Here is a 20,764-nt window from a genome sequence, read left to right as displayed (position 1 = left end):
CGCGGCCGCTCAGGATCCGGCGACCACCTCGTGGATGTGGTCCGCGACCAGCCCGTGCGCCTCGCGGTGGACGGCGGCGGCTGCCTCCGGGTTCGGGGCGTCGACCAGGCAGAACACCTTGCCGTTGGCCTCGTCGACCCAGTAGCTGCGGTAGTCCACGCCGTACTTGGCCTGGATCTTCAGGTCCTCGGCGTGCGCGCCCGCCACGTCGGCGGCGGTCGCGCCCTCCGGCAGGGTCTCGTGGACGTCCATGTAGAGCGGCATCGCGCTCTCCTCTCGTTGGTGGTCTGTCGAGTCTCGGCTGACACCGCTGCCGAGGACCATGACCGAACGCCCGGAGTACATGACCCGTCCGGGATCTGTCGGAGGAGGTCTCTCGGACTCATGCTGAGCAGATGACGAACCCGCTCGCCGACGCGTTGGCCAAGCTCCGTCTCGAGGGCGCGATCTTCCTGCGCGGCTCCTACAGCGAGGCGTGGGCCTACGAGTCCGTCCCGGGGGCCGACCTTGCCGCGCTGCTCGTGCCCGGGGCGGAGCGGGTCGTCCTCATGCACGTGATCGGCCGGGGGCGCTGCTGGATCCAGGTGGGCGACGGGGACCGGCACTGGGCCGACGCCGGTGACGTGGTCGTGCTGCCCTACGGCGACACCCATCGGATGGGCGGGGTCGAGTCGGTCGAGCCGGTCCAGGTCGGGACCCTCGTCCAGCCGCCACCGTGGACCCGGATGCCCGCCATCGAGCACGGCGGTGGCGGCGACCCGACCCAGGTGGTGTGCGGCTATCTCGCGAGCGAGGACCCGCTGTTCGACCCGCGGCTCTCGGCGCTGCCGCCGGTGTTCGTCGTCAGTCCGGTCGGCGAGGCCCAGGAGTTCGTGCGGGCCAGCATCGCCTACGCCCTGCAGCAGACCGCCCAGGTCGCGGACGGCCGGTTCGAGGTGCCGCCCCGGCTTCCCGAGCTGCTGCTGGTCGAGGTGCTCCGGCTGCACCTCGCGAACGCGCCCGCGGCGCACCACGGCTGGCTCGGTGCGCTCCACCACCCGGTGCTGGCGCCGGCCATGGCCGCGATGCACGCCGACCCGGCAGCGCACTGGAGCGTGGCCGAGCTGGCGCGGGTCGCCGCGGTCTCGGAGTCCCTCCTCGACGAGCGGTTCCGCACGGTCCTCGGGATGCCCCCGATCCGCTACCTGGCCGGCTGGCGGATGCACCTGGCCCGGGATCTGCTCGAGTCCAGCGAGCTCGGCGTGGCGGTGATCGCCCACCGGGTCGGCTACGAGTCGGAGGAGGCGTTCAGCCGGGCGTTCAAGCGGGCCCACGGCCGCTCTCCGCGGCAGTGGCGGCAGACCTCGGGCCGGGTGCCTCAGACGCCTCGCGAGCCCGGGTCGGACCACAGATAAGGCACCTTCCCGATGTGCGTGCCTACCTCAGCGAACCACTCTCGGTCTCACCACCGAGGAGCTGAGGAGCCCACCATGTACGACAACACCGCACACCGCGACTACGTGAAGACCGAGCTGGAGTACCGGATCAACCGGGCCCAGGCCGACCTGGCGGGCCGCCGCAAGCGGCGGGCGCTGGTACGCCGCAGCCGGGACGTCGACGGCCTGACCTGGACGACGGTGCGCTGAGCGGCGCGCCGCGATGACCCAGCCCGCGCTGCGCCTGGTCCCGGGCGGCGATCCCTCCGCGAATGCGCGGCAGCTGTCTCCGGAACACGCGATCATGGGCGACGTGGCCGCACACACCAGCCGAACCCTGGTCGGACGAGACGCCGAGCTGACGGAGATCGCTTCGTTGCTCGGCGTCCGTCCGGCCGGCACCGGCACCGGCCTGGTGCTGCTCTCCGGCGACGCCGGCGTCGGCAAGACCCGGCTGCTCACCGAGCTGCGCGACCTGGCGTTCACCGAGGGCTGGCAGGTGGTCGCGGGCCACTGCCTGGACTTCGGTGACAGCGCGCTGCCCTACCTGCCGTTCTCGGAGGTCCTCGGCCGGCTCGCCGCCGACCTGCCGGACCTCGTCGAGGAGGTCGCCGGCCGGCACTCCGCGCTCGCCCGCCTCCAGCCGGGCCGCCGGGTGATGGGCTCCCCGGCGCGCTCGAGCGACGACCTCGGCGCGCTCGACCGCAGCGACCTCTTCGAGGCCGTGCACGCGCTCCTCGAGTCGGCCGCCACCTCGGCGCCGCTGCTGCTGGTCATCGAGGACACCCACTGGGCCGACCAGTCGACCCGCGACATGCTCAGCTTCCTGTTCAGCCGTCCGTTCGCGGGCCCGGTCTCGGTCGTGGCGTCGTACCGCTCCGACGACCTGCACCGCCGGCACCCGCTGCGCCGCCAGGTCGCGGAGTGGTCCCGGATCCGCGGCGTGCACCGGGTACCGCTCTCCCCGCTGTCCGACGACGCGGTCCGCGCCCTCATCGCCGAGCTGGCCCCCGAGGGCCTGGCCGAGCGCGAGCTCGCCGACATCGTCGACCGCGCCGAGGGCAACGCGTTCTTCGTGGAGGAGCTCACCAGCGCCGCCGCCGGGCCGGGCCGCTGGGTCCCCGCCGACCTCGCCGACGTGCTCCTGGTCCGCCTGGACCGGCTCGACGACACCGCCCGGCAGGTGGTCCGCACGGCCAGCGTCTCGGGCCGCCGGGTCTCGCACGAGACCCTGGCCGCGGCCTCCGGGCTCGCCGACGCCGAGCTCGACGAGGGCCTGCGCAAGGCGGTCGAGATGAACATCCTCGTCGCCGGGGACGGCCGCTACTCCTTCCGCCACGCGCTCCTCGGCGAGGCGGTGTACGACGACCTCCTGCCGGGCGAGCGGGTCCGGCTGCACGCCCAGTATGTCGCCGCCCTGCGGGCCGGGGCGCGGGGCACGGCCGCGGAGCTGGCCCGCCACGCCCGGCTGGCGATGGACCTGGACACCGCGCTGACCGCGAGCATCCAGGCCGGCGACGAGGCCTCGCGGGTCGGTGGCCCGGACGAGGCGGCCTACCACTACCAGCAAGCCCTCGAGCTGCTCGTCGACCCGCGCCGCTGCGCGCAGGTCGACCTCGACCTGTCCAAGCTCGTCGTCAGCGCCGCCGAGGCGCTCTCCGCCAGCGGCGACCCCGAGCGCGCGGTCAAGGTGATCGCCGACCAGGTCGAACGGCTCCCGGTGGACGCGCCGACGACCTGGCGGGCCCGGATGATGTCGACCCAGGCGCTGCTGACGATGATGATCGAGGGCAGCGACGATCCGGTCGGGATGTCCACCGAGGCGGTCGCCCTGGTGCCCGACGGCGACAGCGGGCTGCGCACCCGGGTGCTCGCCAACCACGCCCGGGTGCTGGCCGGGATGGGCCAGTACGACGAGGCCCAGACCGTCGGGCTGGACGCCCTCCACCTGGCAGAGCGGCTCGACCTGCACGAGCTGGCCTCCGAGGTGATCACCACCCTCAGCGGCCTCAAGAAGGCCGGCCCGAAGGAGGGCCTGCGCCAAGCCCTCGCGGACGCGGTCGCCCGGGCCGAGGCGTCCGGGGCGCTGTCCTCGGAGATGCGCGCCCGCTACCTGCTGGGCCGCTCCTACCAGGACTGGGCGGAGTTCGACGAGACCGAGCGCTGGTTCCGCAGCGCCATCGAGCGTGGCGCCGACGCCGGCATCCCGTACGCGCCGTACGCCTTCGAGGCCCGCTGGCAGCTGGCCTGGGTGCTGGTGGTCCGCGGCCGCTGGGACGACGCACTCGCGCTGACCGACACCGGCCAGGACACACCGCCCCCCGCGATCCCCCGGGCGCTGATCGCGCCGCTGCGGATGCAGGTGCTCCAGGCGCGGGGTGAGGACGTGCGCGCCGAAGCCCGGGCGCTGCGGAAGTTCTGGGCCCGGGAGGGTGGCGTGGCCATCAACGCCAGCGCGGTCGAGCTGGATGCGGCGGGCCTGCGCCGCGACGCCGCCGGCGCGATCGAGGTGTACGACGCGGTCGTCGCCGTGCTCACCCGGATCTGGCACGAGTGGTTCAGCGCGCGGATCCGGCTGGGCGCGCTCACCATCGGCGCGGTCGCCCAGGCGATGCCGGCGCTCTCCGCCGCCGAGCGGGCGTCGTACGTCGGCCGCGTCGATCGGATCCACGCCGACGGGCATGTCGTGCTGCAGCGCTACTCCGACCCCTCCGGTCACTGGGGACCGGAGGGCCGTGCCTGGATGAAGCGGCTCGACGCGGAGACGCTGCGGGTCCGGTGGCTCGCCGGGATCGACGCCCCGCCGCTGGACGCGCTGGTGGACACCTGGCGCGACGCCGCGGTGCTGTTCGAGGACTTCGGCCACGCCTACGAGCTGGCCCGGGTGCGCACCGCCCTGGCCGGCATCCTCCGCGCCACCGGCGACCTCGCCGGCGGCCGTGAGCTCGGCGACCTGGCCCGCGCGAGCGCCCACCAGCTGGGCGCCCGGCCGCTGCTCGACGAGCTCCGCTCGATCGGCAGCGCCCCGGCACGTACCGAGTCCGTGCCGGACGCGCTGACCCCGCGCGAGAGCGAGGTCCTCCAGCTCGTCGCCCAGGGCCGGTCCAACGGCGAGATCGCCAAGCAGCTGTTCATCAGCGCGAAGACCGTCTCCGTGCACGTCTCGAACATCCTCGGCAAGCTGGACGCCTCCGGGCGCACCGAGGCCGCCGCGATCGCCCGGCGCCGGGGGCTGATCGGCTGACGTCGGCCCGGGGTCGGCCCGGGGTCGGCGCCCGGTGCTGGTCGGTCAGCTCGCGGTGACGTACACGCAGGTCGGGTCGGAGCCGAGCACGTCGCCGGTGACGGCGTACGCGTGCGAGCGCGACCCGCCGCACACCTCGCGGAACTCGCAGGTCCCGCACGGGCCGTGGAAGGCCGACGCGTCTCGCAGCGACAGCAGCAGCGGGTCGGTGCGGTAGAGCTCCCGGAAGCCCTGCTCGGTGACGTTGCCGCAGCGCTGCGGCAGGAAGCCGGAGGGGTAGACGTCGCCGAGGTGGTCGATGAACGCGAACCCGCGGCCGGAGTTGACGTCGATCGGTGGCCGCGGCCGGCGGAGCTGCTCGGTGCGCCCCTGGCGCAGGCTCGCGGTCGCCGCCGTCAGCCGCCGGTACAGCTCGCCGAGCTCGGCGTGGTCGCCACGGGCCCGCTGGATCGCGACCCGTCGGTAGTGCGGCGCCTCGGTGGCCTTGACGGCGACCAGGTCGGAGACGTCGTGCATCCAGTGCAGCACGTCCTCGACCTCCGGCGCCGTGAGCGGGGTCAGCGCCGTGCCGCGGCCGGTCGGCACCAGGAAGAACACGCTCCACAGCGAGGCGCCCAGGTCGATGACCGTGCGCAGCACGTCGGGCAGCTCGTGCACGTTGCCCTGGGTGACGGTCGTGTTGACCTGGAGCCGGAAGCCCGCCTCCTTGACCCACCGCGCGGCGCGCAGGGTGTCCTCGAAGACCCCGGGCACGCCACGGAACGAGTCGTGCGTCTCGGCGACCGCGCCGTCCAGGGAGAGAGACATGGCGACGGCGCCGGCGGCACGCAGCTCGGCGAGCACGTCCGGGGTGAGCCGCGGGGTCACCGAGGGTGAGAGCGCGACGTGGAGGCCCAGCGCGGTCCCGTAGCGGACCAGCTCGGCGAGATCCGGCCGCTCGAAGGGGTCGCCGCCGGTGAGCACGACGATCGGGTACGGCTTGCCGAAGCCCGCGATGTCGTCCAGCAGCGCCTTGCCCTGCTCCGTGGTGAGCTGGCGCGGGTCCGCCCGGGTCTGGGCGTCGGCCCGGCAGTGCCGGCAGACCAGGGCACAGGCGCGGGTGACCTCCCAGATCGTGATCAGCGGGCGGTCTCCCGGGTCGTGGTGGAGCTGTCGCACCGCCCGCTGGTCGGCGCCCGCACGAATATGCACGGCTTGAGCCTAGAGAACTGGCCGCCAGAAGGCGAGCCGGCCGGCGTGTGCTCGATCACGCACGGCCCGCCGGGCCCGTCCGGCGAGGGGGCGGATCGGCTCACCGCCCACCGCACAGCCATACTCGGGACCCGTGACCGCGACCGCCGCCTCGGACTACCGCTGTGCCGGGGCCAGCCTGCTCGACACCGAGCCGATGGCCGGCACCGCGCCCGCCGACGTTGCGTGGCTGTTCGTCGAGCAGCCCGGCCCGTGGGGCCGCCAGGCGGTCGCCGAGTGCCGGCTGCCCGAGGCCGTTCGTGACCACCTGGCCGGCCTCGACGGCGTACGGGTCCAGCTGATCCGCCGCCCGGGCGGCGCCTCCGGGCCGGGCGTGCGGGTCTTCTCCGCGGTGCTGGGCGACCGGCCGGTCGTGCGCACGGCGCTGCTCGCGGACCCGACCGAGCTGCTCGGCGGTCTCGACGACCTCTCCTGGGAGCCGTACGGCGACCCGCTGTGGCTGGTGTGCACGAACGGGCGGCGCGACCTGTGCTGCGCCGAGCGCGGTCGTCCGGTCGCCGCCGCGCTGGCCGCCCGCTGGCCGGACGCGACCTGGGAGACCAGTCACCTGGGCGGGCACCGGTTCTCCGGGACCCTGCTCGCGCTCCCGGCGGGCGTGGTGCTCGGCCGGCTCGACCCGGGGTCCGCCGTCGCGGCCTGTGCGGCCCTGGAGGCCGGCCGGCTGCCCGCCCACCTGGCCCGCGGCCGCTCCGGCCTGCCGGGGATCGCCCAGGTGGCCGAGCTGTACCTGCGCGCCGAGCTGGGGCTCCACCGGCTCGACGACATCCGCGTGGTGGGGGTGGAGGACGGGCGGGTGCGCCTGGAGGCCGGCGGCGCGGCGTACCTGGTCGAGGTCGAGGAGTCGCTCGGCGCCCCGCGCCGGCACAGCTGCGCGGACCTTCGGACGAAGGCCGCGCCCGTGTACACGGTCGTCGGCTGGGGTACCTGATCGGGAGATCGACGATCCCGTTCCCGACCGACCCAGGAGGACGTCATGACCACCACGCCCGAAGAGCCTCTCAACGACGACGACATGACCACCGCCCCGGCGGGCGACCCCACGGTCGGCCTCGGCGGTGACGCCGACGGCACCGACGGCGGCGACGCCGACGGGACCGACGGGGACGGGACCGACGGCGACGCGACCGACACCACCGACGGCGACGGCTCGGACAGTGACGGCACCGACGGCGACGGCACCGACGGGGACGCCTCCTGAGTGAGCGCGCTCGACCGGCCCGCCCTGGACCCGCCTGCCCGCGAGCTGCCTGCCCGGGAGCTGCCTGCCCTCGAGTTGTTGAGCGGTGACGCCCAGACCTTCCTGGCGAAGGTCTGGGCGTCGCGCGTGCACCTGCACCGCAGCGGCCCCGCCGACCCCGACAGCCCCGGCAGCGCCGACGGCCCGGACAGCCTGGTCGGGCTGTTCGCGCTCGCCGACGCCGACCACCTGCTGACCTCGAGCGCCGTCCGGACGCCGTCGATCCGGCTGGCCAAGGACGGCGCGGTGCTCCCGGAGTCGGCGTACACCCGACGGGCGAGCCTCGCCGGCAAGCCGCTGACCGGGCTGGTCGACGCCCGCAAGGCGCTGGCGCTCTTCGACGACGGCGCGACCGTCGTCTTCCAGGGCCTGCACCGCTACTGGCCCCCGCTGACCCGGCTGATCGCCCGGCTCGAGCTCGAGCTGGGCCACCCGTGCCAGGCCAACGCGTACCTCACCCCGCCGGGCGCGCAGGGCTTCGCGGTGCACTCGGACTCCCACGACGTGTTCGTGTTCCAGACCGCCGGCTCGAAGCGCTGGGAGGTGCACGGGCCGGACGGCCCCGAGGAGGTGCTGCTCGAGCCCGGGGTGTCGATGTACCTGCCGACCGGCACGCCGCACGCGGCCCGTGCCCAGGACACCGTCTCCTTGCACGTCACGCTCGGCATCAACCAGCTCACCTGGCGCGGCCTGGTCGAGCGGACCGTGGCCGGGGCCCTCGGCGAGGTGGCCGACGAGCACCTGCCGGCCGGCTACCTCGACGACCCGGCCGCGCTCGCCGGCCCGCTCGCGGACCGGCTCGAGCGACTCGCGGACGCCGTCCGCCGCCTGGACGCGACCGCCGCCGTCGAGGCCGAGGTGCGGCGGTTCCTCACCTCGCGGCCGCCGCGCCTGGACGGCGGGCTGCACGACGTGCTCGCCCACGGCACGATCACCGACACCACCCTGCTGCGCCGCCGGCCCGGCCACCCCTGCGTGCTCCTCGACCGGGGTGAGCGGGTCGAGGTGCTGCTCGGCGACCGGTCGCTGACCGTGCCCGCGTGGATCCGCCCGGCACTCGAGGCGGTCCGCGCTCGCGGCGAGCTGACGCCGGCCGACCTGCCGCTCGACGAGCAGAGCCGCCTGGTGCTGTGCCGACGACTGGTCCGGGAGGGCCTCCTGGAGGTCCGGTGAGCCCGCCGCCTCCGGCATTCCGCTGTGCGGCCGCCAGCCTCCTGCGCGACGAGCCGGTCGCCGGCACCGCGACCCAGGTCCGGGCCTGGCTCCTGGTCGAGCACACCGGGCCGTGGGGCGCCGACGCCCTGCTCGACGCCCGCCTGCCCGAGGGCGTCGGCCCGGCGCTCAAGGACCGGGCCCGGGCGCTGCGCGCGAAGATCCTGCTGATCCGGCGGTTCAGCTCGACGTCGGACGGCGCCGGTGTGCGGGTGTTCGCCGCGCTGGCCGACCCGGTCCGGCCGCGGATCGAGGCCGGCCGGCTGGGCGACGTGCGCGAGGTGCTCGACCTCGACCTGGCCGGGTTCCGAGACGGTGGGTCGACCGGCCTGTCGGCGTACGACAGCGCGCTGTTCTGCGTGTGCACCAACGGCCGGCACGACGCCTGCTGTGCGGAGCGCGGCCGCCCGATCGCCCGGGCCCTGGACCGGGCGCACCCCGAGGAGACCTGGGAGGTCTCGCACATCGGCGGCGACCGGTTCGCCGGCAACCTGGTGGTGCTGCCGCAGGGGCTCTACTACGGGCGGCTCGATCCCGCCGCCGCGCTCGCGGTCGCGGGCGCCCACCTCGCCGGCGAGCTCGACCTGGACCACCTGCGCGGCCGCTCCTCCCAGCCGATGGCCGTGCAGGCCGCGGAGATCCTCCTGCGTCGCGAGCTGGGGGCGACCCGGGAGCCGGACGTCGTGCTCGTCGGTCGCTCGGTCGAGGCGGACCTGACCACGGCCGTCTTCGCGGTGGCGGGTGCGACGTACGACGTCCGGGTCCGGACCACCCGCGACCCGGCCACCGCCACGCAGCTGACCTGCAAGGCGCGCCGCGCGAACCCGGTGCCCGCTCACGAGCTGCTCAGCGTGACGCGCCGGGTCTGACGGGAGGGTCGGGTGCCTGGCACGACGCCGCCGTGCGCCACCAGGTCGCCTTCCTCGCCCGGGTGCTCGCCCCGCGTTACAGCGGCGGAGGTCGGACGTAGGGTGGCCCGATGCCGATCTGGGTGGAGGCGGGGCTCTGGGGCCTGCTGGCCGGGGGCGCGCTGGTGCTCGGCGCGGCGATCGCCTGGTGGACGCGGGTGCCGCGGGTCGTGGTCGCGGGCGTGATGGCGTTCGGGGCCGGCGTGCTGATCTCGGCGCTCGCCTTCGACCTGGTCGACGACGCCGAGCGGACCGGCGGACTGGCCGCGACCGCCCTCGGCTTCCTCGGCGGCGCGCTCGCGTACGTCGCGGCCAACGCGCTCCTGGCCCGCCGCGGCGCCCGGCACCGCAAGCGCTCCGGTGACGAGCAGCCGTCGGAGGAGGAGCAGGCCGGGAGCGGTACGGCGATCGCCGTCGGCGCGCTGCTCGACGGGGTGCCCGAGTCGGTGGTGCTCGGCCTGTCGCTGCTGGGTGGCGGCGGCGTCGGCGTACCGGTCCTCGCGGCGATCTTCATCTCCAACCTGCCCGAGGGACTCTCGAGCTCGGCCGGCATGAAGCGCAACGGCCGCAGCGCCCGTTACGTCTTCGGGGTGTGGGTGGGCATCGCGGTGGCCAGCGGCATCGCCGGGGCCCTCGGCGTGCTGGCGCTGCAGGACGCCTCGGGCGGCACCGTCGCCGCGATCACCGCGCTGGCCGCCGGCGCGATCCTGGCGATGGTCGCCGACACGATGATCCCCGAGGCCTTCGAGCGCGCCCACCTGCTCACCGGCCTGATCGCCACCGTCGGCTTCCTGGCCTCGTTCGTCATCGAGCGCGCCGGCTGACCGCCGGGCGGCGACGCCACTATTGACGACTATTCAATTCGGGCGAGGCGACCTAGAGTCGGTCCATGGCGACCCTGGACGACGTGAGCGAGCTGACCACCGAGCGGATGCAGCGGATGAGCCCGGGCAACCAGGGCAAGCTCCCCGCGGTGGACCGCAGCGGGCTGCCGCCCGGCCCGCGCTGGCCGGTGCTCGTCCAGACCGCCGGGCTGCTGCGCTTCCGGCACCGGTTCCACCCCTACCTGCATCGCAAGTACGGCGACGCCTTCACCGTCCGGCTCGCCCCCGGGGGCCGGCCGCTGGTGTTCTTCACCCGACCCGAGCACGCCAAGGAGATCTTCGCCGGCGACCCGGAGGTCTTCCACGCCGGCAAGGCGAACGGCATCCTCGGCCCGATCATGGGCGAGCACTCCCTGCTCCTCCAGGACTCCCGCGAGCACAAGCGGGCCCGCAAGCTGCTGATGCCCGCGTTCAACGGGCACGCCCTGCGCGAGTACCAGGCGCTGGTCACCGAGGTCGCCCGCGCCGAGGTCGGCGGCTGGCGCAGCGGCCAGGAGTTCCGTGCGCTGGACCGGATGAACGCGCTCACCCTCGAGGTGATCCTGCGCGTGGTCTTCGGCGTCACCGACGAGGCCCGCCTCGCGCGGCTGCGCCCGCGCGTCAACAAGACGGTCAACATCAGCCCGGCGATCCTGCTCGGCTGGGGCTACCCCTGGCTGCAGCGGTTCGGCCCGTGGAAGGCGACCGTCGACAACCAGCGCGAGCTGGACCGGCTGATGTACGCCGAGATCCGCGACCGGCGGACCGCAACCGACCTGGCCGAGCGCACCGACGTGCTGTCCCGGCTGATCCTCCAGGGCGACAGCGGCGAGAGCGGCGACCGGTTGAGCGACACCGAGCTGCGCGACCAGCTGGTGACCCTGCTGCTCGCGGGCCACGAGACCACGGCGTCCGCGCTGTCCTGGGCGCTCTACGAGACCGGCCGCGACCCGGGGCTGCTGGCCCGCTGCCAGCGAGCGGCCGCCGGCGGGGACGACGACTTCCTCGAGGCGGTGCTCAAGGAGGCGATGCGGCTGCACCCGATCATCCCGATGGTGGTGCGCACCCTCATGGAGCCGGCCACCATCGCCGGCTGGGACCTGCCCAGGGGCACCACGGTCGGGCCGTCGATCATCATCGCCCACCAGCGTGAGGACAACCATCCCGATCCCGACGTGTTCCGGCCCGAGCGCTTCCTGGGCCAGAACCCGCCCGCGAACACCTGGATCCCCTTCGGCGGCGGCGTGCGCCGCTGCCTGGGCGCCGGTTTCTCGCTGATGGAGGGGGTGGCGGTGCTGCGCGAGGTGTTCGCGGCGTACGACGTCGAGGCGCTCGGCCGCGACGAGCCGAAGGTCCGCAACATCACCAGCGTCCCCCGGCGCGGCACCAGGATCCGCGTCACGGCTCGCCAGGTGTTCTGACCACGGACATCAGGTTGGCCGACGGGGTTCGGGTCGTGTGCCTGAGCACGCGCCATGGCGCGTGCTCAGGCACACGACCCGTCAGGCCTGCTGGTCCAGCCAGGTGGCCCAGTCGGGTCCGCGCAGCAGCGCGCCGGGGCCCGGCAGCATCGACCCGTCGGCCATGCTCGGCGCGGCCGGCGCCGCCTCGACGGTGACGTCCGAGCCGGCGCGGTCGACCAGGGCCCGCACCTGGTCGACCAGCCGTTCGGGGCGCGGGCCGGCGAGGTCCTGGTCACCGGTGAGTGCCCCGGTCGCCAGGTCGAGCAGCACGCGTACGACTTCGCCGGTCGCCACCGGCTGGCTGGGGACGTCCATGACCTGGACGACGCCGTCGTGGGTGTTCCAGGCCAGCATCTGGCCCGCGAACTCGTGGAACTGCGTGGCCCGCAACACGACCGGGCCGGGCGCGTGCTCGCGGGTGGCCCGCTCGTGGGCGAGCTTGGCGACGTAGTAGTCGAAGTCCGGGCTGCGGTCGACGCCCACGATCGAGAGGACGACGGTGCGGGCCACCCCGGCCCCGGTGGCCGCCTGGCCCAGGTTGCGGGCCACGGTGGTGAAGAACGTCTCGACCCCGGTCGGGTCGGCGCTCGAGGTCACGTCCACGACGGCCTCGACCCCGGTCAGCGCCTCCCGGAGCCGGTCGGCGCCGTCGGACCGGAGCAGGTCGAACCCCGTCGACCGGGCGAGCTCGACGACGTCGTGCCCCTCCTCCCGGGCGAGCGTGGTGAGCTGGGCTCCGATGAGCCCGGTGGCGCCGGCGACGGCGATCTTCATGGCTGCTCCTAGGGGACGATCTTCGCCTCCACACTAGGTCTGCTCCGGTCGCCGCCCGGCGCAGCTCTCACCCCCGGTCGAACGCCGTGCGCACCTCGGCCTCGGCGAGTCCGTAGTCCTCGAGCGTGTACGTGTGGGACGGCTTCGCCTTGCCCTGCTTGGACTCCTGGTCGATCTCCTCGATGGCCGCCTGCGCCGCCGGCGTCCAGTCGAGGCCGAACTGCTCGTAGATCCCGCGCGTCACGCCGAGCGGGTCGGCGACCAGGTCGCGGAAGGCGACGTCGGCGAACTGCGCCTGGTCGTAGCGGCCGCGCGCGTCGTGGAACGCGTGGAACGCCCGTGACCACAGGTCGAGCTGGGTCTCGCCGATCGTGCGGCCGACGTACGTCGTGCTGTGCCCCGCGGTCGTCTCGGCGGAGAGCGAGCACGACGACGCGATGCACACGACCGGGTCGCGGTGGGTGTAGACGATCAGCGCGTCCGGGTAGACGGTCATCAGCGCGTCGAGCGCGGTCAGGTGCGAGGGGTTCTTGAGCACCCAGCGCTTCTCGGGGTCGTTGAGGCCGACCAGCTGGAGGTTCTCCTTGTGCCGAGCGTAGGCGTCGGTCCAGTCCTGCCGCCGCAGCCAGGCGGAGTAGCGCGGGACGTTGGCCAGGGACTCGTAGGAGCTGGACTTGCCGGTCTGGCGCAGCAGCCGCCAGCACTCCTCGACCGTCGTCGCATCCATGTAGTGGATGCCCATGAACTCCGGGCTCTCCACGTGGTGCGCCGAGAACGCCTGCTGCATCGCGGTGAAGATCGGGTCGGCCTCCCAGGTCTCCCGCGGCGGTCGCGGCTGGGGGTACTGCGTCAGCCACATCTCCAGGCCCTGTGCCATCGGGTCGGCGTGCAGCAGCCGGTGCAGGGCGGTGGTGCCGGTGCGCGGCAGGCCCAGCACGAACACCGGCCGCTCGATGGGGACGTCGCGGTGCTCGGGGTGCGTGGCGAACTGCGCCTGGGTCAGCAGTACGCCGACCAGCGCGCTCTTCACCTCCGAGCGCTGGAAGTAGTTGCCGCGCGGCGTCAGCCCGGCCTCGGGCGAGGCGAGGTCGTCGACCAGGACCCGCAGCCCCTCCTCGTGCAGGCCCGCCCCGAAGTCGGACAGGCCGGTCGTGCGCATGGCCGCGGCGGCGATGTCCTCGTACGAGCCGACGTCCACCCGCTCCCGGGTCATCACGTTCTCGGACATCACGCTGCCTGCCGGTCCACAGCCGAAAACCCCGGCCTCCGGGCCCGCCACCGAGTCGCCATCAGTCGTGGAACTCCCCGCAGTCGACGGTGAGCATCTGCCCGGTCACCGCGGAGGCGAGGTCGGAGGCGAGGAACAGCGCGGCCCGGGCGACCTCCTGGGCCGACGCCAGCCGCTTGAGGTCGGTCGGCGCCGCCTTCTCGGCGTACACCTCCTCGTGCGTCTTGCCCTCGACGGCCGCCAGGAAGTCGAAGTAGCCGCGGTTGACGTCCTCGTAGATGTAGGACGGCGCCACGCTGTTGACCCGGATCCCGCGCGGGCCGAGCTCGGTGGCCAGCGACGACGCGAGGTGCTCGAGCGCGCCCTTGGACAGCTTGTAGCCGGCGTACTCGGGCTGGGAGGAGAAGGAGACGCAGGAGTTCAGCATGATGATCGAGCCCCTGCTCTCCGCGAGCGCGTCGGCGAACAGCGCCGAGAGCCGCAGCGGCGCGAACACGTTGGTCTCGTTGACCTTCGCGAGCTTGCGCGGGTCGATCCGGGTGATCGGGTCCATCGGCGGGATCGCGAACGCGTTGTTGATCACGCAGTCGACGCGCCCGAACGCCTCGAGGGCCCGGTCGCGCAGGTTGACCCGCGAGTCCTCGTCGGTCACGTCGGTGACCACGCTCACGACCTTGACGCCGTGGCCCTCCAGCTCGCCCTGGAGCTCGACGAGGCGGGCCTCGGTGCGGCTGGCGATCACCAGGTCCGCGCCCATCTTCGCGGCCTCCTCGGCCAGCGAGCGGCCCAGGCCGGGCCCGATCCCGGAGATCACCACGACCTTGCCCTTCAGCAGGGGTACGGCGTCGTAGCGGTCCTCGATCGAGGTGTCGTGGGCCTGTGCGTAGCCAAGGTCGGTCATCAGCTCAGCATCCTTCGGGCGACGGAGCGCTGCCGGGCGGCGATCCGCTCGGCGTACTGCTCGGTGGTGATCGGGGTGAAGTGGGGCAGCCTGTCCGGTACGTCGGCGAGCGCGACGACCTCGGCGACGGGGCCGTCCGCGGGGCCGAGGTCGCGCTCGAGGCGCTGCCAGCGCAGCATCAGCGACCCGGTCCGGTGGCCGGTGCACTCGAGCCAGTTGGCGAGCCGCGCGTCGGGACCGGCGGGGGAGCGCTCGGAGATGACGAACCGCATCAGGCCGTCGGGATCCACCACGGCCTGGGCCTTGGTCAGCGAGGTCTGGTGGGTCTCGTAGTCGGTGGAGACGTACCAGTCCGAGCCGATCTGGATCGCCTGGTAGGCGCAGTCGGTGCACTCGGGGACGGTGATGATCAGCGCCTGGTCGTCGTCGAGCTCGTAGTGGCCGATCGACGAGCGCTGCGACGACAGACCGCCGGGCGTCGACCTCGGCGGGGTCGGCTGGTTGGCGGGCTCCTGGCGCTCGAAGAACTGGGGGAACGCCAGCCAGGTCCGGATGGACCCGGTCAGCAGCTTGGCGGCGACCTCGTACTTCCGCTCCAGCCGCGCCCGGGTGAGCGGCGCGGCCGGGAGCCCGAGGGTGTCGGTGCGCTCGATCCAGATCCGGCCGCGCTCCTCGGTGTCCCAGTCGTTGAAGACCTCGCGCACGATCATCGTCTTCGCGCCCGGCTCGGCGACGTAGCTGAACTCGAACGAGCCGTCCTCGGCGAGGTCGAGCTCGCGGTCGTCGAACGCGAGCATCGACGTGGCCGCCGAGTCGGCGGTGTAGGCCCCGCCCATCACCTGGAAGGACAGGTCGGCGGTGCTGCCGCGCACGCCGCGCACGACGTACTCGACGCCCTCCTCGAGGTAGGCGTTGAAGTAGATGGCATCGGGGTTGTCCAGGCCCTGGCGGGAGAACTGGTGGGTGGGGTTGATGAACAGCGGCCGCGCGAGGTCGTGGTCGAAGGCCATCTGCAGCGCCATCCGGATCCGCCCGGAGAGGTAGTCGTAGCCCTCCAGCAGGTCCTGCTCGGTGCGGATGAACGGCGCGCTCTCGATCAGCTTCTCCGCCTCGGCGATCGCGTCCTGGAGAGGACGGGTCAGGTCGCCCATCAGCCGGCCTTGTGGATGATCTGTTCGGCGTACCGCTCGAGGTGCTCGACCTTCTTCTCCAGCGGCTCGGTGTCCGGGCCCTTGATGTAGGGCACCCGGAACCCGACGATGCAGTCGGTCACGCCCTTGTCCTCCAGCCGCTTGATGCCGTCGAGGTCGTAGGCGTCGTAGGAGATCACGTGCACCTCGAAGGAATCGTCGCCCGCCACCCCCTCCTCCCGGCGGATCTCCGCGAGGCGGGTGAGCAGCCGGTCCAGCTCCTCGCCGTCGCCGCCGGCGTGCATCCAGCCGTCGCCCTTGCGTACGGCGCGCCGCAGCGCGGCGTCGGCGTGCCCGCCGACCAGCAGCGGGATCTTCTCGGAGGCGCCGGGGCACTGCTTGATCGCGTCGACGTCGTAGAACTCGCCGTGGTACTCGAAGTACTCGCCGGTGGTGAGTCCGCGCAGGATGTCCATGCACTCGTCCATCCGCCTGCCGCGCCGCTGCCACGCGACGCCCATCGCGTCGAAGTCCTCCGGCCACGGCGAGATGCCGACGCCGAGGCCGAGCCGGTTGCCCGAGAGGAACGCCAGCGAGGAGGCCTGCTTCGCGACGAGCACCGGCGGCCGGATCGGGAGCTTGAGCACGAACGGCGTGAGCCGCAGCGTCGTGGTGTGCGCGAACAGGTGGGCGCACAGCACCATCGTCTCGATGAACTCCTTGCCTTCCAGGAACTCCCGGTCCCCGGTGTCGGTGTAGGGGTACTTCGAGTCGGAGTCCTTCGGGTAGATCAGGCTGTCGGCCACCGTCATCGACGTGTAGCCCGCGCGCTCGGCGGCCTGGGCGAGCGGCGCGTAGAACTGCGCCTGGGTCATCGCCTCGGCGTAGGTGAATCGCATGGGCCACACAGTAGAACGTGTTTCAGTTTTCTGCCAGAGTGTCTCCGTGGACCTCCAGGAGATCAGCGACCGCCTCGAGATCGAGGGCGTGCTCGTCCGCTACACGCGCGCGATCGACGCCGGCGACTGGGACGCGCTCGACAGCGTGTTCACCCCGGACGCGGAGATCGACTACACCGAGTCCGGCGGCATCGCCGACACCTATCCCGCGGTGAAGGCCTGGTTGGCCGAGGTGCTGCCGGCCTTCTTCCCGCGCCGGATGCACTCGCTGGCCCAGGTGGACGCCCGGCTCGACGGCGACACCGCACAGGTGACGGCGTACTTCCACAACCCGATGCCGCTGCCCGAGCCCGGGGGAGCCGACGGCCCGGACGCGACGAACATCGTCGAGTTCGGGGGGCTGTACCACCACACGATGGTGCGCACCGCCGACGGCTGGCGCAGCCGCCGCCTGCACGAGGAGATCGTCTGGAAGCGGGGCCTCTGAGCGCACTCGGGCGGCGCCGGCCCGTTTGGTGGGGCTTGTGTGGGTCACCGACAATGGTGACGACGTACGACGCCACGACCCGGGGGAGATGACCGCGTGTCCGAGCAGCCGCCCGAGCGCCCTGACGAACGCCACCCGATCGCCACCGGGCTGGTGGCGCTGGTCGGCGTCGCCGTCGTCGTGGGGCTGATCATGGGCCTGGTCGTGGTGGCCGGGGCCAGCGTGCTCGGTGTGGGCGGCGGCGGCACCGGCGCCGGGACGGGCTCGGAGCGGTCGATGTACCTGCCCCGACCGGAGAAGACCCCGGCGGCCACCGGGCCCGAGATCACGCTCGCGCCCGGGGCGTCGACGCCGGTGAGCAGCGGGCCGGCGACCGAGCCGACCAGGTCCAAGTCCGCGCGCAAGCAGATCACCCTCTCGGCGTCGGTCACCTCGGCCGGGCCGATGGAGACCTTCGACCTGACCGGCGTCTACCCGGGCGGCGAGGGAGCCATCCTGCAGGTGCAGCGGTTCACCGGTGGGTCGTGGCGGGACTTCCCCGTCACCGCCTCGGTCAGCGACGAGACGTTCCAGACCTCGGTGGCGACCAGCTACTCGGGCCCGAACCGGTTCCGGGTCGTCGACACCGACACCGGGCTGGAGTCCAACGAGATCAGGGTCACGATCGGCTGACGCCGGATCCGCAGCCGCGTCGCGATCGCGGGCTGGCCGGCGAGGATGCCGACGAGCACGAGGAGCATCCCGAGCGCCTGCGTCGGCCCGAACATCTCCCCGGCCAGCGCGACGCCGACCACGGTGCCGGCGACCGGGTTCAGCAGGCCCACCAGTGATACCCCGGCGGCCGGGAGCCGGCGCAGGCCGTGGAACCACACGACGTTCGCGAGCACCGTCGCCACGAGGCCCAGGTAGAGGAAGCCGCCGACCGCACGGAGGTCCAGCGGCGGCGGGGCGCCCTCGACGACGAGCGCGACCGGGAGCAGCGCCAGGCCGCCGGCGACCAGCTGCCAGGCCGTGAACGTCAGCAGGTCGACCGGCGGCTCCCACCTCTTGATGAGGATGTAGCCGAGGGAGGACATCGCGACCGCGGCGAACGACGCCGCGACGCCGACCGGGTCGACCGCGGCGCCGCCGCGCAGCACCAGGAGCGCGACGCCGGTGAACCCCACCGCTGCCCCCGCGAGCGAGGCGGCGCGCGGGCGCTCGCGGACCAACCCCCAGGCGAGCAGCATCATCATCACCGGCGCGGTCGCGGTCAGGGTCGCCGCCAGCCCGCCGGGCAGGCGGTACGCCGCCACGAAGATCAGCACGAAGAACGCCCCGACGTTGAGGATGCCGAGCAGCAGCGCTCGGGCCCACCACTCGCCCTGCGGGAGCCGGGGCCGGAAGGCCAGCAGGAGCAGCCCGAAGGGGAGCGCCCGGACCATCGCGCCGAACAGCGGCCGGTCCGGGGGCAGGTACGCCTCGGTGACGTAGTAGCCCGAGCCCCACGCGATCGGGGCCAGGGCCGTCAGGCTCAACGTACCCCAGGTAGTTTCCACGGAAGACATAATAGTTTCCGTGTCAGATATATTCCGGCCATGGCGAGCGACCTGGATCACGTCGGCCGGATCATGGCGCAGTGGCACGAGCAGCGCCCCGACCTGGACCCCTCTCCCCAGGGCATCATCGGCCGCCTGCACCGGGTGGCCGCGCGGCTCACCGAGGAGCTGGTGGAGGTGTACGCCGGGTTCGGCCTCGGCGAGGGCGAGTTCGATGTGCTGGCGACGCTGCGCCGCACAGGAGCGCCGTACGAGCTCACGCCCGGCGACCTGGCTGCCTCGACGATGGTCTCGTCGGGCGCCGTCACCAAGCGCGTCGACCGCTGCGTCGAGCACGGCTGGGTCACCCGCCGGGTGGGTGAGGGCGACGCCCGCAGCCGGGTGGTCGCGCTCACCCCGGCCGGCTTCGACCTCATCGACCGCGCCTTCGAGGCCCACATGGCCAACGAGCACCGGCTGGTCGGGTCGCTCACCGAGCTGGAGCGCGCCCGCCTGGCGCACCTGCTGGAGGCATGGGGCCGCAGCCTCGGTGTCTGAGGGACCGAGGCCGAGCGGAGCGCCGGGCTACTCCGCGGAGCCGTCGATCACGCACGCCTCGTCGATCAGCCGCTGGGCCGCCTCGCGGGTCCGCGCGCCGGGCAGCCGCAGCACCTGGACCGGCTCGTCGGCGCCGAACCGGAACGACGCCTGCAGGTGGAAGGTCTGGCTGCTCTCGGTCAGCGCGTGCTCGTCGCACCTGGGTACGACGATCTCCAGCGGCGCGGTGACCTCGTCGGCACCGGGCGTCAGGACGACCGGCCGCGGGAGGTGCGGCTCGAGGAGCACGGAGCCCAGGAAGCCGCGCAGCCGGATCGTGCCGGCGGACTGCTCGCGGCGCAGCGTCACGGTCCCCACCAGTCGCGCCCGGCGTCCCGAGCCCTCGATGGCCCAGTGGCCGCCGTACGACATCGTGACGCTGCGGGCCACCAGCAGGTCCTGGCAGCGACGCTGCCAGATCCGGGTCACGTAGCCGCGGCCGCTCTCGTCGAGCTCGTCGCGCACGACCACGTCGTGCCCGGCGACCCCGACGCGCAGCTGGCCCACGACGGCGGCGTCGTCGGCGTCGGCCGGGTCGGCGTCCTCGCAGCGCGGCTCGGGAAGTGTGACGCGCAGGTCGAGCACCCGGCCCGCGACCACCACGGTGTCGTAGTCGTCGAGGAACTCCCCGTAGCCCGGCCAGTCCAGCCCGACCCCGGTGACGGTGAGGTCGCTCCCCGACCCGTTGACCACCCGCAGCTGGGCCCGGTCGGTGCCCTCGTCGATGCGCAGCTGGACGAAGGACAGCGAGACGCCGGCCGGCGCGCGCGGCTGCTCGGTGGACCGGTCGGCGTCCGAGCAGCCGGCCACCGCCGCGGCCAGCAGGCCGAGGCAGCCCACGGCGAACGCCCAGCGCTGGGCGGTCCGGGTCGCCTGCACCCGCTCATGCTGGCGGATCCGGGTGTCGGGGCGCGACCCGGTTATCCGCTGACCCGGTCGGCCGGCTGCGCCGCCAGGGCCAGGTCGACCAGGAGGTCGGCGTGGGCGGTGGCGGAGTCGATGGTCGGCAGCGGCGCCTGGTCGGGCCCGACGAGCAGGCCGATCTCGGTGCAGGCGAGGGCCACCGCCTGGGCCCCGCGGCCGGCGAGGTCCCGCATCACCGCGACGTACCGCTCGCGCGCCGGGTCCAGGAACCGCCCCCGCGTGATCTCCTCGAAGATCACCCGGTCGACCTCCGCGCGGTCGGCGGGACCGGGCACGACCACCGCGATGCCGTGGGTGGCCAGGCGGTCGGCGTAGAACGTCTCCTCCATCACCCAGGACGTGCCCAGCAGCCCGAGCGTGGTCCAGCCCTCGCGGCGGGCGACGGCGGCGACCGCGTCCGCGATGTGCACGGCCGGCACGGACACGGCCGACTCGACGTCCGCGAACACCTTGTGCATCAGGTTCGTGCAGATCGCCACGAGGTCGGCACCGCCGGCCTCGCACCGCCGCGCGGCCCCGGCGAGCAGGTCGCCGGCGCCCTGCCAGTCGCCCCGCAGCTGGCACTCGCGGACCTCCGCGAAGTCGAGGGACTGCAGGGTGATCCGTGCCGACGCGTGCCCGCCTCGACGCGCGGCGACCTGCTCGTTGATCCGGCGGTAGTACGCCTCCGTGGAGAGCCAGGACATGCCGCCGATGAGGCCGATGGTCTGCATG

22 protein-coding genes are annotated in these 20,764 nt (G+C 73.6%); 12 read left to right on the top strand and 10 right to left on the bottom strand.

The features are described 5' to 3' along the window. Positions 1-9 precede the first annotated feature (9 nt). On the bottom strand, positions 10-264 hold the full coding sequence (locus NOCA_RS23665) for a DUF4242 domain-containing protein (RefSeq protein WP_011757810.1): 255 nt from the start codon (positions 262-264) through the stop codon (positions 10-12). A 131-nt stretch (positions 265-395) separates the two neighbouring features. On the opposite strand from NOCA_RS23665, the gene NOCA_RS23660 reads away from it, so the two are divergent. The 3 genes from NOCA_RS23660 (at position 396) to NOCA_RS23655 (ending at position 4,659) form a co-directional block, all read left to right on the top strand. Next, complete coding sequence (locus tag NOCA_RS23660) at positions 396-1,394, top strand: AraC family transcriptional regulator (RefSeq protein ID WP_011757809.1); 999 nt, start codon at positions 396-398, stop codon at positions 1,392-1,394. Between the two features lie 75 nt (positions 1,395-1,469). Continuing rightward, positions 1,470-1,625, top strand: coding sequence for a hypothetical protein (locus NOCA_RS27695; protein ID WP_158305697.1), 156 nt, complete (start codon positions 1,470-1,472; stop codon positions 1,623-1,625). Between the two features lie 13 nt (positions 1,626-1,638). After that, on the top strand, positions 1,639-4,659 hold the full coding sequence (locus tag NOCA_RS23655) for a helix-turn-helix transcriptional regulator (protein WP_011757808.1): 3,021 nt from the start codon (positions 1,639-1,641) through the stop codon (positions 4,657-4,659). Positions 4,660-4,704: 45 nt separating this feature from the next. Here NOCA_RS23655 and NOCA_RS23650 read toward each other — a convergent pair whose 3' ends face one another. Next, positions 4,705-5,850 (bottom strand): TIGR04053 family radical SAM/SPASM domain-containing protein, encoded by a 1,146-nt coding sequence (locus NOCA_RS23650; RefSeq protein WP_011757807.1) that lies wholly within the window; start codon positions 5,848-5,850, stop codon positions 4,705-4,707. Between the two features lie 133 nt (positions 5,851-5,983). Here NOCA_RS23650 and NOCA_RS26175 point away from each other — a divergent pair, with 133 nt between their 5' ends. From NOCA_RS26175 to NOCA_RS23620, 6 genes are all read left to right on the top strand, one after another. Continuing rightward, positions 5,984-6,838: a sucrase ferredoxin gene (locus NOCA_RS26175; RefSeq protein WP_011757806.1), complete on the top strand. Its 855-nt coding sequence runs from the start codon at positions 5,984-5,986 to the stop codon at positions 6,836-6,838. Between the two features lie 45 nt (positions 6,839-6,883). Further along, a complete protein-coding gene (locus tag NOCA_RS23640; protein ID WP_011757805.1) occupies positions 6,884-7,108 on the top strand; it encodes a hypothetical protein in 225 nt (74 codons plus the stop codon). Beyond that, on the top strand, positions 7,109-8,320 hold the full coding sequence (locus tag NOCA_RS23635) for a cupin domain-containing protein (RefSeq protein ID WP_011757804.1): 1,212 nt from the start codon (positions 7,109-7,111) through the stop codon (positions 8,318-8,320). Then, on the top strand, positions 8,317-9,228 hold the full coding sequence (locus tag NOCA_RS23630) for a sucrase ferredoxin (RefSeq protein ID WP_011757803.1): 912 nt from the start codon (positions 8,317-8,319) through the stop codon (positions 9,226-9,228). The genes NOCA_RS23635 and NOCA_RS23630 overlap by 4 nt, the downstream gene beginning before the upstream one ends. A 110-nt stretch (positions 9,229-9,338) precedes the next feature. After that, positions 9,339-10,091 carry a ZIP family metal transporter gene (locus NOCA_RS23625; protein WP_011757802.1) on the top strand — a complete coding sequence of 251 codons (753 nt, stop codon included), beginning with the start codon at positions 9,339-9,341 and terminating at the stop codon, positions 10,089-10,091. A gap of 65 nt (positions 10,092-10,156) precedes the next feature. Next, a complete protein-coding gene (locus NOCA_RS23620) occupies positions 10,157-11,551 on the top strand; it encodes a cytochrome P450 (protein WP_011757801.1) in 1,395 nt (464 codons plus the stop codon). 81 nt (positions 11,552-11,632) lie between these two features. On the opposite strand, the gene NOCA_RS23615 is transcribed toward NOCA_RS23620, so the two are convergent. From NOCA_RS23615 to NOCA_RS23595, 5 genes are all read right to left on the bottom strand, one after another. Then, positions 11,633-12,367: an SDR family oxidoreductase gene (locus NOCA_RS23615; protein ID WP_011757800.1), complete on the bottom strand. Its 735-nt coding sequence runs from the start codon at positions 12,365-12,367 to the stop codon at positions 11,633-11,635. A gap of 67 nt (positions 12,368-12,434) precedes the next feature. Beyond that, entirely contained in the window at positions 12,435-13,595 is a 1,161-nt protein-coding gene (locus NOCA_RS23610) for a sulfotransferase family protein (RefSeq protein ID WP_011757799.1), read from the bottom strand. A gap of 61 nt (positions 13,596-13,656) precedes the next feature. Further along, the gene (locus tag NOCA_RS23605) at positions 13,657-14,496 is read right to left on the bottom strand and encodes an SDR family oxidoreductase (protein ID WP_011757798.1); all 840 of its coding nucleotides are present in this window, start codon (positions 14,494-14,496) and stop codon (positions 13,657-13,659) included. After that, positions 14,496-15,647: a hypothetical protein gene (locus NOCA_RS23600; RefSeq protein WP_011757797.1), complete on the bottom strand. Its 1,152-nt coding sequence runs from the start codon at positions 15,645-15,647 to the stop codon at positions 14,496-14,498. Before NOCA_RS23600 ends, NOCA_RS23605 begins: the two co-directional genes overlap by 1 nt. Continuing rightward, entirely contained in the window at positions 15,647-16,525 is an 879-nt protein-coding gene (locus NOCA_RS23595; protein WP_041546884.1) for a TIGR03619 family F420-dependent LLM class oxidoreductase, read from the bottom strand. The genes NOCA_RS23600 and NOCA_RS23595 overlap by 1 nt, the downstream gene beginning before the upstream one ends. A 46-nt stretch (positions 16,526-16,571) precedes the next feature. Between NOCA_RS23595 and NOCA_RS23590 the strand changes: the two genes are divergently transcribed. Both NOCA_RS23590 and NOCA_RS23585 read left to right on the top strand, forming a co-directional pair. Next, on the top strand, positions 16,572-17,012 hold the full coding sequence (locus NOCA_RS23590; RefSeq protein WP_011757795.1) for a nuclear transport factor 2 family protein: 441 nt from the start codon (positions 16,572-16,574) through the stop codon (positions 17,010-17,012). Positions 17,013-17,108: 96 nt separating this feature from the next. Beyond that, positions 17,109-17,684 carry a hypothetical protein gene (locus NOCA_RS23585; RefSeq protein ID WP_011757794.1) on the top strand — a complete coding sequence of 192 codons (576 nt, stop codon included), beginning with the start codon at positions 17,109-17,111 and terminating at the stop codon, positions 17,682-17,684. Here the strand turns inward: NOCA_RS23585 and NOCA_RS23580 are convergent. Next, entirely contained in the window at positions 17,603-18,559 is a 957-nt protein-coding gene (locus NOCA_RS23580; protein WP_011757793.1) for an EamA family transporter, read from the bottom strand. The two genes, NOCA_RS23585 and NOCA_RS23580, sit on opposite strands and share 82 nt — an antisense overlap. A gap of 30 nt (positions 18,560-18,589) precedes the next feature. Here NOCA_RS23580 and NOCA_RS23575 point away from each other — a divergent pair, with 30 nt between their 5' ends. Next, positions 18,590-19,087, top strand: coding sequence for a MarR family winged helix-turn-helix transcriptional regulator (locus NOCA_RS23575; protein ID WP_011757792.1), 498 nt, complete (start codon positions 18,590-18,592; stop codon positions 19,085-19,087). 27 nt (positions 19,088-19,114) lie between these two features. Here NOCA_RS23575 and NOCA_RS23570 read toward each other — a convergent pair whose 3' ends face one another. Together NOCA_RS23570 and NOCA_RS23565 are read right to left on the bottom strand one after the other, a co-directional pair. Continuing rightward, a complete protein-coding gene (locus NOCA_RS23570; RefSeq protein ID WP_011757791.1) occupies positions 19,115-20,005 on the bottom strand; it encodes a hypothetical protein in 891 nt (296 codons plus the stop codon). 41 nt (positions 20,006-20,046) lie between these two features. Next, positions 20,047-20,763 carry an aspartate/glutamate racemase family protein gene (locus NOCA_RS23565; protein ID WP_041546882.1) on the bottom strand — a complete coding sequence of 239 codons (717 nt, stop codon included), beginning with the start codon at positions 20,761-20,763 and terminating at the stop codon, positions 20,047-20,049. Position 20,764 lies beyond the last annotated feature (1 nt).

It is taken from the genome of Nocardioides sp. JS614 (assembly GCF_000015265.1).
Taxonomy (GTDB): Bacteria; Actinomycetota; Actinomycetes; order Propionibacteriales; family Nocardioidaceae; genus Nocardioides.
The sequence above is the reverse complement of the archived record's forward strand: the minus strand, read 5'-3'. Positions and strand labels throughout refer to the sequence as shown.

Excerpts from the sequence above, each read along its gene's own strand:
- NOCA_RS23665 (WP_011757810.1), bottom strand. The coding sequence starts at position 264 with ATGCCGCTCTACATGGACGTCCACGAGACCCTGCCGGAGGGCGCGACC.
- NOCA_RS23660 (WP_011757809.1), top strand. The coding sequence starts at position 396 with ATGACGAACCCGCTCGCCGACGCGTTGGCCAAGCTCCGTCTCGAGGGC.
- NOCA_RS27695 (WP_158305697.1), top strand. The coding sequence starts at position 1,470 with ATGTACGACAACACCGCACACCGCGACTACGTGAAGACCGAGCTGGAG.
- NOCA_RS23655 (WP_011757808.1), top strand. The coding sequence starts at position 1,639 with ATGACCCAGCCCGCGCTGCGCCTGGTCCCGGGCGGCGATCCCTCCGCG.
- NOCA_RS23640 (WP_011757805.1), top strand. The coding sequence starts at position 6,884 with ATGACCACCACGCCCGAAGAGCCTCTCAACGACGACGACATGACCACC.
- NOCA_RS23625 (WP_011757802.1), top strand. The coding sequence starts at position 9,339 with ATGCCGATCTGGGTGGAGGCGGGGCTCTGGGGCCTGCTGGCCGGGGGC.
- NOCA_RS23620 (WP_011757801.1), top strand. The coding sequence starts at position 10,157 with ATGGCGACCCTGGACGACGTGAGCGAGCTGACCACCGAGCGGATGCAG.
- NOCA_RS23615 (WP_011757800.1), bottom strand. The coding sequence starts at position 12,367 with ATGAAGATCGCCGTCGCCGGCGCCACCGGGCTCATCGGAGCCCAGCTC.
- NOCA_RS23610 (WP_011757799.1), bottom strand. The coding sequence starts at position 13,595 with ATGTCCGAGAACGTGATGACCCGGGAGCGGGTGGACGTCGGCTCGTAC.
- NOCA_RS23605 (WP_011757798.1), bottom strand. The coding sequence starts at position 14,496 with ATGACCGACCTTGGCTACGCACAGGCCCACGACACCTCGATCGAGGAC.
- NOCA_RS23600 (WP_011757797.1), bottom strand. The coding sequence starts at position 15,647 with ATGGGCGACCTGACCCGTCCTCTCCAGGACGCGATCGCCGAGGCGGAG.
- NOCA_RS23595 (WP_041546884.1), bottom strand. The coding sequence starts at position 16,525 with ATGCGATTCACCTACGCCGAGGCGATGACCCAGGCGCAGTTCTACGCG.
- NOCA_RS23580 (WP_011757793.1), bottom strand. The coding sequence starts at position 18,559 with ATGTCTTCCGTGGAAACTACCTGGGGTACGTTGAGCCTGACGGCCCTG.
- NOCA_RS23575 (WP_011757792.1), top strand. The coding sequence starts at position 18,590 with ATGGCGAGCGACCTGGATCACGTCGGCCGGATCATGGCGCAGTGGCAC.
- NOCA_RS23565 (WP_041546882.1), bottom strand. The coding sequence starts at position 20,763 with ATGCAGACCATCGGCCTCATCGGCGGCATGTCCTGGCTCTCCACGGAG.